At 44.0% G+C, this 15,013-nt stretch carries 12 protein-coding genes; 8 read left to right on the forward strand and 4 right to left on the reverse strand.

The genetic code is table 11. From position 1 onward, the window contains the following. Positions 1-23 precede the first annotated feature (23 nt). Both nrdA and ubiG read right to left on the reverse strand, forming a co-directional pair. The gene (nrdA, locus tag L1D60_RS08485) at positions 24-2,300 is read right to left on the reverse strand and encodes a class 1a ribonucleoside-diphosphate reductase subunit alpha (protein WP_239840686.1); all 2,277 of its coding nucleotides are present in this window, start codon (positions 2,298-2,300) and stop codon (positions 24-26) included. A 505-nt stretch (positions 2,301-2,805) separates the two neighbouring features. Then, on the reverse strand, positions 2,806-3,549 hold the full coding sequence (gene ubiG / locus L1D60_RS08490; RefSeq protein ID WP_239840687.1) for a bifunctional 2-polyprenyl-6-hydroxyphenol methylase/3-demethylubiquinol 3-O-methyltransferase UbiG: 744 nt from the start codon (positions 3,547-3,549) through the stop codon (positions 2,806-2,808). Between the two features lie 258 nt (positions 3,550-3,807). Between ubiG and gyrA the strand changes: the two genes are divergently transcribed. Both gyrA and L1D60_RS08500 read left to right on the forward strand, forming a co-directional pair. Continuing rightward, positions 3,808-6,453: a DNA topoisomerase (ATP-hydrolyzing) subunit A gene (gyrA, locus tag L1D60_RS08495; RefSeq protein WP_239840688.1), complete on the forward strand. Its 2,646-nt coding sequence runs from the start codon at positions 3,808-3,810 to the stop codon at positions 6,451-6,453. A 161-nt stretch (positions 6,454-6,614) separates the two neighbouring features. Next, positions 6,615-7,241 (forward strand): tetratricopeptide repeat protein, encoded by a 627-nt coding sequence (locus L1D60_RS08500; RefSeq protein WP_239840689.1) that lies wholly within the window; start codon positions 6,615-6,617, stop codon positions 7,239-7,241. A 94-nt stretch (positions 7,242-7,335) separates the two neighbouring features. Here L1D60_RS08500 and L1D60_RS08505 read toward each other — a convergent pair whose 3' ends face one another. Together L1D60_RS08505 and nrfA are read right to left on the reverse strand one after the other, a co-directional pair. Further along, a complete protein-coding gene (locus tag L1D60_RS08505; protein ID WP_239840690.1) occupies positions 7,336-7,680 on the reverse strand; it encodes a rhodanese-like domain-containing protein in 345 nt (114 codons plus the stop codon). Between the two features lie 169 nt (positions 7,681-7,849). Beyond that, positions 7,850-9,280, reverse strand: a complete 1,431-nt coding sequence (gene nrfA / locus L1D60_RS08510; RefSeq protein ID WP_239840691.1) for an ammonia-forming nitrite reductase cytochrome c552 subunit — start codon at positions 9,278-9,280, stop codon at positions 7,850-7,852. A 482-nt stretch (positions 9,281-9,762) separates the two neighbouring features. Between nrfA and nrfB the strand changes: the two genes are divergently transcribed. Genes nrfB through nrfF form a run of 6 tightly spaced genes read left to right on the forward strand, consistent with a single transcriptional unit; the run spans position 9,763 to position 14,999 of the window. Next, positions 9,763-10,347: a cytochrome c nitrite reductase pentaheme subunit gene (nrfB, locus tag L1D60_RS08515; protein WP_239840692.1), complete on the forward strand. Its 585-nt coding sequence runs from the start codon at positions 9,763-9,765 to the stop codon at positions 10,345-10,347. Positions 10,348-10,350: 3 nt separating this feature from the next. Beyond that, entirely contained in the window at positions 10,351-11,037 is a 687-nt protein-coding gene (nrfC, locus tag L1D60_RS08520) for a cytochrome c nitrite reductase Fe-S protein (RefSeq protein WP_239840693.1), read from the forward strand. A 2-nt stretch (positions 11,038-11,039) separates the two neighbouring features. Continuing rightward, positions 11,040-12,014 carry a cytochrome c nitrite reductase subunit NrfD gene (gene nrfD, locus L1D60_RS08525; protein ID WP_239840694.1) on the forward strand — a complete coding sequence of 325 codons (975 nt, stop codon included), beginning with the start codon at positions 11,040-11,042 and terminating at the stop codon, positions 12,012-12,014. Between the two features lie 54 nt (positions 12,015-12,068). Further along, positions 12,069-14,003 carry a heme lyase CcmF/NrfE family subunit gene (locus tag L1D60_RS08530; protein WP_239840695.1) on the forward strand — a complete coding sequence of 645 codons (1,935 nt, stop codon included), beginning with the start codon at positions 12,069-12,071 and terminating at the stop codon, positions 14,001-14,003. Then, a complete protein-coding gene (locus L1D60_RS08535; protein WP_239840696.1) occupies positions 13,981-14,568 on the forward strand; it encodes a DsbE family thiol:disulfide interchange protein in 588 nt (195 codons plus the stop codon). Before L1D60_RS08530 ends, L1D60_RS08535 begins: the two co-directional genes overlap by 23 nt. Continuing rightward, complete coding sequence (gene nrfF, locus L1D60_RS08540; protein ID WP_239840697.1) at positions 14,565-14,999, forward strand: heme lyase NrfEFG subunit NrfF; 435 nt, start codon at positions 14,565-14,567, stop codon at positions 14,997-14,999. Before L1D60_RS08535 ends, nrfF begins: the two co-directional genes overlap by 4 nt. Positions 15,000-15,013 lie beyond the last annotated feature (14 nt).

Raw genomic sequence — 15,013 nt, forward strand, 5'->3', positions numbered from 1 at the left:
GTTCTTATGTTTGTTACTTATGCTTAGATCTTACAACCGCCGCCTGCACAATCGTCTTCTTGTGCTACTGCGCCTTGCTCATCTTTCGCGCCATCACGAGTGTTATGGTAGTAAAGCGTCTTCACACCGTACTTGTAAGCAGTCAGTAGGTCTTGAAGAAGTTTCTTCATTGGTACTTTACCGCTTTCATATACGTTTGGATCATAGTTTGTGTTGGCTGAAATCGCTTGGTCTACAAACTTCTGCATGATACCTACTAGGTGCAGGTAACCATCGTTAGAACCGATGTTCCAAAGTAGTTCGTAGTTATCTTTTAGATTTAGGAAATCAGGCACAACCTGCTTCAAAATACCGTCTTTTGATGCTTTAACAGAAACGAAACCACGTGGTGGCTCAATACCGTTAGTCGCGTTAGAAATCTGAGAAGAAGTCTCAGAAGGCATTAGCGCTGTTAGTGTTGAGTTACGTAGACCGTGTTCAACGATCTCTTCACGTAGTGCATCCCAGTCGTAATGAAGAGGTTCTTCACATACAAGATCAATGTCTTTCTTGTAAGTGTCGATTGGCAATAGGCCTTTCGCGTAGTTCGTTTCGTGGAACGAAGGACACTTACCTTGTTCTTTCGCAAGCTCAACCGATGCTTTCAACAAGTGGTATTGGATAGCTTCGAATGTACGGTGAGTTAGACCGTTTGCGCTACCATCTGAGTATTTAACACCGTTTTTCGCTAGGTAGTATGCGTAGTTGATAACGCCAACACCCAGAGTACGACGGTTCATTGTTGACTTGTATGCCGCTGGTAGTGGGTAGTCTTGGTAATCAAGAAGTGCATCAAGTGCACGAACCACTAGGTCAGAAAGCTCTGCTAGGTCATCAAGAGACTCAATCGCGCCAAGGTTGAATGCAGAAAGCGTACATAGTGCAATTTCACCTTCGTCATCTTCCACGTTTGTAAGCGGCTTAGTTGGAAGCGCGATTTCAAGACATAGGTTTGACTGGCGAACTGGTGCTACTTCAGCATCAAATGGGCTGTGAGTGTTACAGTGGTCTACGTTCTGGATGTAGATACGACCAGTAGAAGCACGTTCTTGCATGAGTAGAGAGAATAGCTCTACCGCTTTGACTGTTTCACGCTTGATTGATGGATCGTTCTCGTACTTCACGTACAGCTCTTCAAAACGTTCTTGGTTTTCGAAAAATGCATCGTAGAGGCCAGGTACATCAGATGGTGAGAATAGGCTGATGTTACCGCCTTGAACTAGGCGAGAGTACATAAGCTTGTTCAGCTGTACGCCGTAATCCATGTGACGAACACGGTTCTCTTCTACACCACGGTTGTTTTTCAGTACAAGTAGAGACTGAACTTCACCGTGCCATAGTGGGTAGAATACTGTTGCAGCACCACCACGCACACCACCTTGAGAACAACACTTAACGGCTGTTTGGAAGTACTTGTAGAATGGGATACAACCTGTGTGGAATGCTTCACCACCGCGAATCTCAGAACCTAGAGCACGGATACGGCCAGCGTTGATACCAATACCAGCACGTTGAGAAACGTAACGTACGATTGAGCTTGCCGTTGCGTTAATTGAATCTAGGCTGTCACCACACTCAATCAGTACACAAGAACTGAATTGACGGGTAGGCGTACGTACACCAGACATGATCGGTGTAGGTAGGGAAATCTTAAATGTCGACGCTGCATCGTAGAAACGCTTGATGTAATCAAGACGTGTCTCTTTCGGGTATTTAGCGAATAGACAAGCAGCAACCAAGATGTACAGGAACTGAGCACTTTCGTAGATCTCTTTCGTTACACGGTTCTGCACGAAGTATTTACCTTCAAGCTGCTTAACCGCTGCGTAAGAGAAATCTAGGTCGCGTTTGTGATCGATGTATTGATCCAGTTCAGCAAACTCAGCTGGCGTGTAGTCTTCCAGTAGGTGACTATCGTATTTACCCATATCAACCAGTTTTGCAACGTGGTCGAACAGTGCTGGCGGCTCGTATTGACCGTACGCTTTCTTACGTAGGTGGAATACCGCTAGACGTGCTGCAAGGTATTGGTAATCAGGAGTCTCTTCTGAGATCAGATCCGCAGCTGACTTGATGATTGTCTCATGGATGTCAGTCGTGGTGATGCCATCATAAAATTGAATGTGAGCTTTCAATTCTACTTGTGATACAGAAACATTGTGCAAGCCTTCTGCTGCCCATGTGATCACGCGGTGGATCTTTTCTAGATCAATCGTTTCTTTGCGACCGTTACGCTTAGTAACAGTAAGTTGTTGGTTCATTCTGCTTAATTTCCCTAACAAAACTGATTAAAGCCGTGTTTTTGTCTATTTCTGTGTAATTTTTGTAAATTACATGGCGGCTTTGTGATCTTGGTCTACCCATATATTGTAGTTCAAACACAACATATAGGGGTCATTTGTTTGTTGGGTTACAAGATAGTGCTAGGCCGGAGATTTTTCAAGGCAAAGAAATGGGAGTTCTTGTGGATAACTACTAAATTGAAAAAAAACTGTAAGTGACCACTAACTGATGAGGATAGCTCTCACTTGATTGTAGAAAATTGGCTTTTTAATGATGGTTTAATTTTGCGCGCTCATAAAAAAAAATTCCTTGATCTTTGGCCAAAAGAGGAGGCGGATTTTCAAAGGTCAAAATTGAATCGAGATGGTCAAAATGGAATCGGGAGCACGAAATTTAGACTGAAAAAAGTCGCAAACTTATGGTAATTGCAACCTTTTTCATTGGTCTAAATTAAATTATTTTTTATGGGGTTATTGGCAGGATTTACACAAAATTCTTTGTGTGAACAATATAGTTAACATCTACGTTACTTCCCAAACGGTACGTGTCCGTTAGTGGGTTGTAATGCAGGCCAGTGATACCGAGTTCTTGAAGCGGCGTGTTATCGATCATCTTGATTAGTTCAGCAGGACGAATGAACTTCTCGTGTTCGTGAGTACCTTCTGGGACGATCTTCAATAGCTTCTCTGCGCCAACAATAGCGAACAAGTAAGACTTAAAGTTGCGGTTTAGCGTTGAGAAGAAGACATGTCCGTTAGGCTTCACTAACTTAGAGCAAGCTGTGATCACTGATTGAGGGTCGGGAACGTGCTCAAGCATCTCCATACAAGTGACTACGTCATAAGCTTGTGGATTTTGCTCTGCGTGATCTTCAATGGTGCTTTGAATGTAATCAAGCTTAGTGCCAGTCTCAAGGGCGTGTAGACGAGCAACCTCTAGAGGCTCTTTACCCATGTCTAGACCGGTTACAACCGCACCTTCTTTTGCCATGCTCTCAGCAAGAATGCCGCCACCACAACCTACGTCGAGAACTTTTTTTCCAAACAGGCCTTCTGTTTTTTCTAGCACGTAGTTAAGGCGTAAAGGGTTGATTTGGTGAAGAGGCTTAAACTCGCCTTCGAGATCCCACCAGCGTGACGCCATGTCTTCGAATTTTTTGATTTCTGCTGGGTCGACGTTCTGTGATTTGGTCATAATCGGCATTTCCAAGTTAAATAATGCATCCATGAAATTGAGAGCATTATAACTTGGCTTTCGTCTCTGACCAGAAGATCTACAATTTTGCGAATTTGTTGGATGCAAAGTAACCATCTTTCAGCAAGATATGATGATGACGTGCAATTTCTCATCAATTGATTGGCTACAAGGCTCACAAGATGATAAAAGGATAGGGAAAGTGATGCCTCACAAGGTAAATTTGTGTTATATTTTTCGGTCTTATACGTATTCAAAAATACGATCTGACTATAGAGGGAAAATGGCTCTATGAGCGATCTAGCGAAAGAGATCACGCCCGTAAATATTGAAGATGAGCTTAGAGGTTCATACCTAGACTACGCGATGTCCGTCATCGTTGGTCGTGCCCTTCCTGATGTGCGTGATGGCCTAAAGCCAGTACACCGCCGCGTTCTATTCGCGATGAATGTACTAGGTAATGATTGGAACAAACCATATAAAAAATCTGCTCGTGTAGTAGGTGATGTAATCGGTAAATATCACCCGCACGGTGATAGCGCTGTATACGACACTATTGTTCGTATGGCTCAGCCGTTCTCACTGCGTTACATGCTAGTTGATGGCCAAGGTAACTTTGGTTCTATCGATGGCGACTCCGCGGCTGCAATGCGTTATACCGAAGTTCGTATGGCGAAAATTGCTCACGAGCTTTTGGCTGACCTTGATAAAGAAACGGTGGACTACGTACCTAACTACGACGGTACAGAACAGATCCCAGCGGTTCTACCAACGAAAATTCCTAACCTACTGGTAAACGGTGCTTCTGGTATCGCGGTAGGTATGGCGACCAACATCCCACCTCATAACCTAGGTGAAGTTGTTGATGGCTGTTTGGCTTACATCAATAATGAAGAGATCACGATTGATGAGCTAATGGACTATATTCCTGGTCCAGATTTCCCAACAGCAGCGCTGATCAGCGGTCGTAAAGGCATCGTAGATGCTTATAAGACAGGTCGCGGCAAGATTTACATGCGTTCAAAAGCGGATATTGAAGTAGAGAAGAATGGTAAAGAGACCATTATCGTTACTGAGATCCCTTACCAAGTAAACAAAGCTCGTCTGATCGAGAAGATTGCTGAACTGGTTAAAGATAAGAAAGTAGAAGGCATCAGTGCACTACGTGATGAGTCTGATAAAGACGGTATGCGTATTGTTATTGAATGTAAGCGTGATGCAGTGGGCGAAGTGGTTCTAAACAACCTATACGCACAAACTCAACTGCAAACGACTTTCGGTATCAACATGGTTGCTCTAAACAACGGCCAACCACAGTTGTTTAACCTGAAAGACATGCTTAAGTGCTTCGTAGATCACCGCCGTGAGGTTGTGACTCGTCGTACTATCTACGAACTAAGAAAAGCACGTGATCGTGCACACATCTTAGAAGCGTTATCTCTGGCTCTAGCGAACATTGATGAAGTTATCGAACTCATCAAGAACGCGCCAACGCCAGCAGAAGCAAAAGTTGGCCTAGTTTCACGTGGTTGGGACTTAGGTAACGTTGCTTCAATGCTTGAGCGCGCAGGTACTGACGCGGCTCGTCCTGATTGGTTGGAAGATCAATACGGCATCCGTGATGGTCAATACTTCCTAACGGAAACGCAAGCGCAAGCAATCCTAGAACTTCGTCTTCACCGCCTAACTGGCCTTGAGCACGAGAAGATTCTAGACGAATACAAAGCACTTCTAGACGAAATCGCTGAGCTAATGCACATCCTTGCAAGCACTGAGCGTCTAATGGAAGTGATCCGTGAAGAGTTGGAAGCAGTTCGCGATATCTACGGTGACGCACGTCGCACAGAGATCACTGCAGCTAGCCACGATATCGACATGGAAGAGCTGATTGCTCAAGAAGACGTTGTTGTGACGCTGTCACACGAAGGTTACGTTAAGTACCAAATCCTAAGCGACTACGAAGCACAGCGTCGTGGTGGTAAAGGTAAGAGTGCGACTAAGATGAAAGATGAGGATTACATTGAGCGTCTGCTTGTTGCTAATACTCACGATAACATCCTATGTTTCTCGACTCGCGGTAAGACGTACCGTCTGAAAGTTTACCAATTACCACTAGCAAGCCGTACCGCTCGTGGTAAGCCAATCGTGAACATTCTTCCTCTAGAAGAAGGTGAGCGTATTACGGCAATCCTACCTGTTTCTGAGTTCTCTGAAGATAAGTTCATCTTCATGGCAACAGGTGACGGTACTGTTAAGAAGACATCTCTGGATCAGTTCGCAAACGTACGTGCTAACGGCCTAATCGCAGTTAACCTACGTGATGATGACTCGCTAATTGGCGTAGACATCACAACTGGCGATAGCGATATCATGCTGTTCTCGAAGTCGGGTAAAGTCGTTCGTTTCAACGAAGACAAAGTTCGTCCGATGGGCCGTACAGCGGCGGGTGTTCGCGGTATGAAGCTTCCAGAAGATGACCAAGTTGTGTCGTTGATTGTTCCTTCTAATGAAGGTGACATTCTAACTGTGACTCAAAATGGTTACGGTAAGCGTACTGAGCTAGCAGAATACCCAACTAAGGGTCGTGCAACGCAAGGTGTTGTATCTATCAAAGTCTCTGAGCGTAACGGCCCTGTTGTTGGTGCTGTTCAAGTTGAAGAAGGCGATGAGATGATGATGATCACCGACGCAGGTACGTTAGTACGTACTCGCGTAGCGGAAGTAAGCCAAGTTGGCCGTAATACGCAAGGTGTGACGCTAATCCGTACTTCTGACGATGAGAATGTTGTTGGTCTACAGCGCATCGACGAAGTAGAAGAAGCTGAGATTGTTGAAGGCGAAGTTGTTGAAGGTGAAGTTGCAGAAGGCGAAGTGCCAGAAGCAACAGCTGAACAACCAGCTGCAGACGCATCTTCAGATGAGCAAGACGCAGAATAAAATCTTTCGTTTAACGTGATTTTATGAATAAAAACCGAGCCTTAGTGCTCGGTTTTTTTGTGTTCTGAATTCAATACCAAAGTCAGGAAAGTTCGTAAACTCGATCAAAGTATCTCGCTGGATAAATAGGTAAAGTAAGACTTCTAGCCTAGGAGAATTACATGGAAAACTGGTTGCTGATCTCGATCCTACTTACAAGCCTCTTTATCGTTTCGATGATCATTATGAGCAGTCGCAGCAAGAAGGTACGCCATATAAACATACGATTGGGATTGCTCGCTGTTCTGGGAACCGTTGCTCTGTGGTACTTAATGAAACAAGAGGTACCGAAACCTGAGCTTTCCGACTCACAACCCGTTACCTTCGCGAACTATCAAAGCGAACTGCAGAGTAAGCTAGAGCAAGATCCTAACCAAGCGGAAATCTGGTTTAAACTTGGCAGTGTCTACCTAGAGCAAGGTGAATTTTCAGCAGCAGTAACAAGCTATGATTATGCCATCCGATTAGAGAATACCCCTGTAGCGCGCCTGTTTGCAGCGAAAGCCACGGCATTATACTACGCGAATAAGCAATTGATGGGGGAGGAGGTTACTTCGCTGCTTGATCGATCGTTGGATCTGGATCCAAATGATCGCACAGCTTTAATGCTGATTGCGAGCGATCACTTCATTAGTATGCGATATCAACAAGCGATCGATGTCTGGACTCAGTTGCTGGACTCGAACCAACAAGGGCTCGACAGAGTTTCAATCATCCACTCGATTAACCAAGCTAAGCAGATGCTTTAAGAAAAAGCCTAATACTGATTAGCTTGTCAGGATCAATTTGCGATCTTGCTTGAGGGTTGTGCTCTCGGTCTGAAATTTGAGAACAGGTGAGAGCTTATTTGTTTTGTTGCATCTCCACCAAGCCACCAGCATTGTGTAGATTGGTAAAGCCTTGCCTTTCTAACCATTGATAAGCTTGGCCTGAACGATTGCCACTGCGACAGTACAAGACGATTTGAGTGTCCTTATCGATTGTTGCAAAATGCTGCTGTATCTCTGACAGAGGATAGTTGATCGCATTATCTAAGTGACCGTCTGCGAACTCTTGTGGCGTTCTGACATCGACAACCAGGGCGCCTTGTTCTATCCATTCCCATCCCGTTTTTGCTCGCTCTGAAGCTTGAGCAATACCACAGGTTAAGCTTACACACAGTGCAGTGATGACGAGTGTTGTTTTCATTGATTCTCCATCGGCTCTCAAGTGGATTGATAAAATAAAGAAAGCCACACATAGAGTGTGGCTTGATTTGATAATGACGTCTATTTTAAAGCGTTAAAAAGCAGCTTTTGATCATAGAGTATGGATAGTCTCAGCTTGAGCTGTCGTCAGCGTTTATTGGTGCCGCTAATTAGTAGTCGTAATTTGCTTCACGTTTCTCAGCCGCTTCATCCCATTTTGGAACGACAGTATCTAAGAAGTGCTTCTTATCAGCATTCATCTTATCCATATCCATTCCCAATGCTTTTTGTGCAGCTGCTTTGGTTGAGATATCTGGGATCTCTACAGGATCTGTGATTCCTTTCTTAGCGAGTAGACGAACCAACTTAGTACGAGCATCTGCAGCTCTATCAACCGCGGTGCCTAGTACTTCTAGTGCAACTTCAGGAGCGTGCATATGTACACCGTGAGAGGCAATTGCATAGTCCCAACGCCACTGAGCATGACGAATGTCTTGTAGGATAGGCTGCATTTCTTCTTCAGTTGCACCCGCATCCCACGCAGCGCCCGCTTCAAAGTGTGCGGCAACGATCTGCTTCTCGGCTGTTAGCTTCATGTTCAGTACTTGCGCTTTGCGACTAGAAACGATGTTCTGCATGGTCTCTTTGCTTTGAGTGTGACAATTTGCACAAGTGTCTTCAAAGCGGTCGAACGGGTTGCCGACTTTGTGATCGGTATAAACTGTGCCATCTTCCTTGGTCACTTTAGGCATGTGACAGTCGACACAAACAACTTTGTTTTTGCCATGGATGCCTTCACGCCATGTTTCATAGCCAGGGTGCTGTGCTTTCAACATCGGTGCTTTGGAAACTTTGTGTGTCCAATCTTTAAAGTTAAGCGCATCGTAGTAGCGCTCCATATCTTCAACGGTTGTACCTTGATCCCAAGGGAACTTAACACTCTTGTTTGGACCGGTGAAGTAGTACTCAACGTGACACTGAGCACATACAGACGCTTGTTGATCGAGTCGACTCTGCTCATCAAACTTTTTACCGATGGCTTCGAATGCACGCTCAACGTAAGGTCGAGTGACTTTCAAAGCTGGTTCACCGTTTTTAAAGCCTTCGCTTTGAGTATCATGACAATCAGAGCAACCAATTGGGTTAACGATCTCTTCACCTAAGCGCGCCCATTTACCCTCAAAGTAACCATCTTCGCCACGCTCTTCGATAACACGAGCGACGTCTGGGCTTTTACAACTCCAACACGCCATTGGCATTGGGCCAGATCCTTCGTCCATTGGTGCACCAGTACGAAGTGTTTGTCTTACGTCGTCGAGTGCATAGAAGTGGCCTCTGGCCTTGTTGTAATCTTTTGCAAAGCCATAACCCGCCCACATGATCACCATATTAGGGTCTTCATGTAGCGCGTCTTCAATGTGTTCACTCTCTGACGTTTGTCGCCAAGAGTGGTATTGGTCAGGGTGGTTTTGCTCGAATTGATCGTTACGAGGGTCACCAATTGTTTTTTGTTCTGACGCAGCAAGGCTAGCTGCACTTACTAAAGAAGCGCTCACCAACAATAAGGCTGTGACAGAATTACGTATCCAGTGCTTTTTCACAGTGATATCTCCAATATACTGATTTTTATACCAAGCGTTGTGAGTTTGCTATTTCAAATTAAGAATTGGAGAATTCCTGTTTATATTAATTCATAAACAAACACATTTTGTTACGTCTTGAGGCATTGTTGTTTTAGATCAATTATCACTAGTGATATAAATCACGCTAACTCAACAATAACCCTAAAGGGGTAGGTGGGTGGTTTTTTGTAGGTGAGTTATAAGAATTATTCTCATTAAAGAACAATAACTTACGCATATAACCATAAAATAAATGTGGTGACTTTGGTCACATAATCACCGATGCAAAATTCAACTTAACCCATTAGAGGTATATCCTTATTAATAGAAAGCGTTGTGGCTTTTCCAAAATAAGAATTGATATCATTTAGACGGTAATAGTGCTGTTTAAGGATACTTTTGTTTAATCGGATTTTTATTTAGTTGAGAGTTAAATAAATCCGATATAAGGAAAGGATAAAATGGGCAATATAAAATTGGCCATAGTCATAATGCTTAAATCCCTTCTAGCATTCTGCCTCTATGGTTATTCCATTCATGCTGTTGCCGAATCCGTTGAAATAACACCAGCGGAATCAAATAGACATGAAGTCGAATTAATTCGCGATAAAGATTATAAGTGCGTTCAATGTCATAAAGATTCCAAAGAAACATTATTGGGTTCACATGGCGTAGATGCACATAATATTGTTGGACGAGAAATTAACTGTACTGATTGTCACAGTAATATAAGTCCTGATCACCGAGAAGGGGCACCAGAGGTGATCAAATATCGATCTGCACAGTCGCAAGAAGGAACAAATAAAGTATTTTTGGATCCTCAACAGATCTTACAGGCAAATAGTGGGTGTACAGATTGTCATAAACCTGAATATTTGCAGGAAGATAACTGGACGCATGATGTTCATGCCAAAAACTTAACTTGTTCGAATTGTCATGATGTGCACGCTAATAAATCTAAGGTATTGAGTTTAGATAAGAAACAAACGATCAAGCTGTGCGTTGATTGTCACTCAGACTTTAACCAGAAGAAAGAGGAGGAGTAATCTATGAGCTGCTCTAGAAGAAACTTTTTAGCTGGTGCCGGCGCTGTGATTATGACGACAGGAATAGCAGGTACCTCTGTTGTTACCAGTAGAAAAACATTGGCGAGCGTACAGACTGATGGCAATAAGCGCTATGGAATGATCCATGATGAAACGGCTTGTATCGGTTGTACGGCGTGTACCGAAGCGTGTCGAGAGGTGAATAAAGTTCCAGAAGGCGTTTCAAGGTTAGAAATTGTGCGCAGCGAGCCACAAGGGGAGTACCCAGACGTTGACTACCGCTTTACTCGAAACTCTTGTCAACACTGCGACAACGCACCGTGCGTCATGGTGTGCCCAACTGGTGCTGCTTATAAAGATGAGAAGACTGGCATTGTCGATGTACACAAAGATAAGTGTGTAGGTTGTGGTTATTGTCTGTTGGCTTGCCCTTATCAAGTTCGCTTTTTCAATCCAAAAGACGGTTCAGCCGATAAGTGTAATTTCTGTCGTGATACTAATTTAGCACAAGGAAAACTGCCTGCCTGTGTGGAATCTTGTCCAACAACAGCGCTGATATTCGGTGATCTTAATGATCCAAACAGTCAGATCAATCAAGTGCTGAAATCCGAAGTGGTTTACCGAGATAAAGTCCATTTAGGCACTCAGCCTAAGCTTTACAAAGTACCACATCAGAAAGGGGAGATTTGATTATGAGTGCATGGGATACAGCTTTCCAATCTGGAACCGTGGTATGGGATTGGATCATCGCTATCTATCTGTTTTTAGCGGGTATGTCAGCAGGTGCGGTGATGATCTCTATCTACCTTAAGAGGAAGGTTATTGAAGGCGATGCTGCGAAGAATGGTGTGCTAAAAGCGACCGCATTTCTTGCGCCATTTGGCATCATTTCGGGCTTGCTGATTTTGGTGTTTCACCTAACTAAGCCACTCTCTTTCTGGAAGATCATGATCTTTTATAACCCAACCTCTGTGATGTCGATGGGTGTGATTTTATTCCAAGTGTATATGGCGATCTTATTCGTTTGGATCGGAATTATCTTTAGGGATCAAATCACCCTGTTTTTGAGTGAACAGGCTTGGCTTAAAGGACGCTTAGACTTTGTTGGGAAACTCATTGGGAAATTTGAACCTCTTGAAAACGCGACAGAAATTCTGTTAGCCGTGTTGGCACTTCTGCTTGCGGCATACACAGGTTTCTTACTCTCAGCGCTAAACACGTTTCCAATGTTGAACAACCCGGTATTACCAATACTGTTCTTGTTCTCTAGCTTATCGTCGGGTGCGGCAGCCTGTATTTTGTTTGGGGTTCTGGTCTTTAAAGAGTCTCCTCAAGGGCCTAGTATCTCTTGGATCCACGGCTTTGAGCGTCCGGTAGTGATGTTTGAATTGTTCGTCCTCGTTACGTTCTTTACGGGCTTGATTTTCGCTGGTGGTCAAAGTGAGCAAGCTGCGTGGAATGCAATTGGCAGTGGCTTCTGGGCGAGTTGGTTCTGGTACGGAGTGATAGGTGTGGGTATGGTTCTACCATTGCTGCTGAATGCTATTACTCCTAAAGCGGTTCGTCATACCGGAGTGTACATTTTCGCTGTGACATGCTTGAGCTTGGCCGGTGTTTTAATGCTTCGTACCTTTGTACTTTATGCAGGTCAATTAACTTTGGCATAAAGTAGGTTATGTTTGTTCTTTTCGGCCCCTTCATTGGGGCCATATCGAGGTGATATGCTGGGTTCTTTAGGGCTATTCAATCTCATCGCTGTCGCAATACTCAGTAGCTTGGTGAGTGTTGTATATCTGACGGGGCTGTATACTCAGTCAAAGCGTTACTCTGCCTTCATTCGTAGCGCAACTCAAACCGGTTCTCTGTTATCGATTGCTGCCGTGTTAATGCTTGCGGTGGCTTTCTATCAAGATGATTTTTCAATTCTTTATGTCGCTGAACATTCGAATACTCAACTGCCGAGCGCCTTCAAAATAGCGGCGGTGTGGGCTGGGCATGAAGGTTCATTGTTATTTTGGGTACTGACCTTAAGTTGTTGGGCAGGACTTATCGCTAAGCAAAGTCACTACCGAACAGATTATCACGACGCTGTACTCTGGGTAATGAACCTGCTTCTGACGGTGTTTGCTTGGTTTACCTTAGTTGCTTCCAACCCATTCGAACTCAACTCCGTGCTCGTGAGTGAAGGGCGCGATCTTAACCCTATGTTGCAGGATGTTGGGTTGATTTTTCATCCGCCGTTGCTCTATCTAGGGTATGTCGGATTTTCTGTCGTTTTGGCATTTTCAGTTGCGGCTTTGATGGTAAACCCTATTGAGCTTGAATGGGTAAAACATTGTCGTACATGGTGTTTAGTAGCTTGGTGTTTTTTAACAGCGGGTATTGCGCTTGGCTCTTGGTGGGCGTATTACGAACTGGGTTGGGGCGGCTGGTGGTTCTGGGATCCGGTCGAAAATGCGAGTTTATTGCCTTGGTTGACCGCGACCGCACTCCTGCATATTTTGGGCGTAGCTAATGGTAAAAAGCAGCTGTTGAAATGGTCTTTCAGCTTAGCTTTTATCACGTTTAGCTTAAGTATTTTAGGCACCTTTATCGTCCGATCTGGACTCCTTACATCGGTACATGCGTTTGCGGTTGACCCAAGCAAAGGGTTGGCGCTACTGACGATTTTAGTGGTCGTGTTAATGAGTTCGTTTTCTCTGTTAATTATTAAAGGTGAGCAATTCGAATCGCAAGCAATTAGAGGCTTCAAGAGCAAAGGCTTTATGGTGCTAATTGCTGCATTGATGCTGATATTGGCGATGTCGATTGTTCTATTTGGTACCTTCTATCCTATGGTTTTCGAACTGCTGGGTTTAGGGACGATTTCTGTTGGTGCACCTTATTTTAATCTGCTGATTGCACCATTGGGGCTACTCGCTCTGGCGACGATGGGTGTTTCTCCACTGATTATCTGTAAGCCTCAATGCACAGCAACATTGATGGTTGTTTTGGCCGTGATTTCGATACTCAGTGGCTCACTCTTCTACCTGTCACAAGTATTCGCGAGCAACTGGTTATCAATGTCGTGGATGGTATTAGTCACTTGGTGTTTAGCCTGCTGGGTAGTAACGACACATGGTTATAGTCTGTGGCGAATGCGAAACACACGTTATCAACATAAGTTACTTGGGATGTCGATGGCGCACTTTGGCGTGGCTCTGCTTACGGTAGGAGCGGGGATGAACAGCTTCCACTCCTTTGAAGCAAGCTATCGTTTGGCACCAATCAGCCAAGTTGGATTTATGGACTGGACGCTTAACTATCAACAGACTGAGCTGTATGTTGGGAACAACTACACTGCTGAGCGCGGCGTTATCGAAGTTGAAAGTGGCACGAATCGTTTTGTTATTGCCCCTGAGCGTCGCCATTACCCAGTGCGGGTGATGAATATGAGTGAGCCAGCAATGAAGTGGTTCTGGCATGGAGATATCTACATCACAATGGGAGAGAAAGTCGATAGCCAGGGTTACGCATTTAGAGTGCAGTATAAAGCGTATGTTCGTTGGATCTGGGTAGGTGCACTGTTGATGATGCTAGGAAGCATAGTGTTAGTAGCACAAAGGTATAAACGACGAATACAGGAGATGAGTTATGAAGTCCAATGTTCGCAATAAAATAGTGCTGCTGTTTACATTAAGTATCTTAGTGGTGGCAGTCTTTGGCTTAGCCTTGAATAAGACACAGAAAGTCAGCGTGACTGAGCAACACCCAACAGATTTCCCTGAGTTTTCGCTCCCAAGTTTATTGTTGTCTGATGGCAGTACGCTAGGGGACAAATCATCAATAGCGGATAAGGTGTCGGTAACTTTGGTTAAAGAAGATGTCACCGCACACCCTTATCAATTGGTGAACGTATGGGCGTCATGGTGTGGCGTATGTAAGAAGGAGCATTCAGTCTTATTACAGCTTGCCGACGATAATATTCCTATTATCGGCTTAAACTATCGCGACAAGGCCACAGCGGCGATTAGAGAGCTTCAAACGGCGGGTAACCCATACCGCCAAGTGATAAGTGACTCGAACGGAAAGCTGGCGTTAGACCTAGGGGTGATTGGTACTCCAGAGACGTATTTAGTTGACCATCAAGGTAAAGTGATAAAAAAACTAGTGGGCGCTATGACACAAGAAATTTGGCAACAGGAGTTTGCTGACTATTTTACGAATAAGGCGACACTATGAATTACGTAGCCTTAGTATTATGTTTTTTGAGTGTATTAACTATAAGTTCATCATTAAAGGCGGATGAACTATTTGTCTCTAATAACAAACAGGTAGCGATAGAAGTAGAGCTATTTGAGTTTGACAATTTAGCTCAGCAGCAACAGGCAATATCATTAGCTAAAACATTGCGTTGTCCTCAATGTCAGAATCAAAATTTGATTGAGTCAAATTCGCCGATAGCAAAAGATTTACGACTTCATGTATTTAAAATGGTTAAGTCTGGAAAAACCGATACACAAATCATTGAATATATGACAGCGCGCTATGGTGAATTTGTTCTATATAAGCCTGCGTTCAATATGACAAACGGGTTACTTTGGCTATTCCCACTTCTTTTATTGTCTCTATTTATATATTTATTAATTAAAAGTGTTAAGGCGAGTCCATAAAAATTTAAATTAAT

The sequence above is a fragment of the Vibrio sp. Isolate30 genome (assembly GCF_022397975.1).
GTDB lineage: Bacteria > Pseudomonadota > Gammaproteobacteria > Enterobacterales > Vibrionaceae > Vibrio > Vibrio fortis.

Excerpts from the sequence above, each read along its gene's own strand:
- nrdA (WP_239840686.1), bottom strand. The coding sequence starts at position 2,300 with ATGAACCAACAACTTACTGTTACTAAGCGTAACGGTCGCAAAGAAACG.
- ubiG (WP_239840687.1), bottom strand. The coding sequence starts at position 3,549 with ATGGATGCATTATTTAACTTGGAAATGCCGATTATGACCAAATCACAG.
- gyrA (WP_239840688.1), top strand. The coding sequence starts at position 3,808 with ATGAGCGATCTAGCGAAAGAGATCACGCCCGTAAATATTGAAGATGAG.
- L1D60_RS08500 (WP_239840689.1), top strand. The coding sequence starts at position 6,615 with ATGGAAAACTGGTTGCTGATCTCGATCCTACTTACAAGCCTCTTTATC.
- L1D60_RS08505 (WP_239840690.1), bottom strand. The coding sequence starts at position 7,680 with ATGAAAACAACACTCGTCATCACTGCACTGTGTGTAAGCTTAACCTGT.
- nrfB (WP_239840692.1), top strand. The coding sequence starts at position 9,763 with ATGGGCAATATAAAATTGGCCATAGTCATAATGCTTAAATCCCTTCTA.
- nrfC (WP_239840693.1), top strand. The coding sequence starts at position 10,351 with ATGAGCTGCTCTAGAAGAAACTTTTTAGCTGGTGCCGGCGCTGTGATT.
- nrfD (WP_239840694.1), top strand. The coding sequence starts at position 11,040 with ATGAGTGCATGGGATACAGCTTTCCAATCTGGAACCGTGGTATGGGAT.
- L1D60_RS08530 (WP_239840695.1), top strand. The coding sequence starts at position 12,069 with ATGCTGGGTTCTTTAGGGCTATTCAATCTCATCGCTGTCGCAATACTC.
- L1D60_RS08535 (WP_239840696.1), top strand. The coding sequence starts at position 13,981 with ATGAAGTCCAATGTTCGCAATAAAATAGTGCTGCTGTTTACATTAAGT.
- nrfF (WP_239840697.1), top strand. The coding sequence starts at position 14,565 with ATGAATTACGTAGCCTTAGTATTATGTTTTTTGAGTGTATTAACTATA.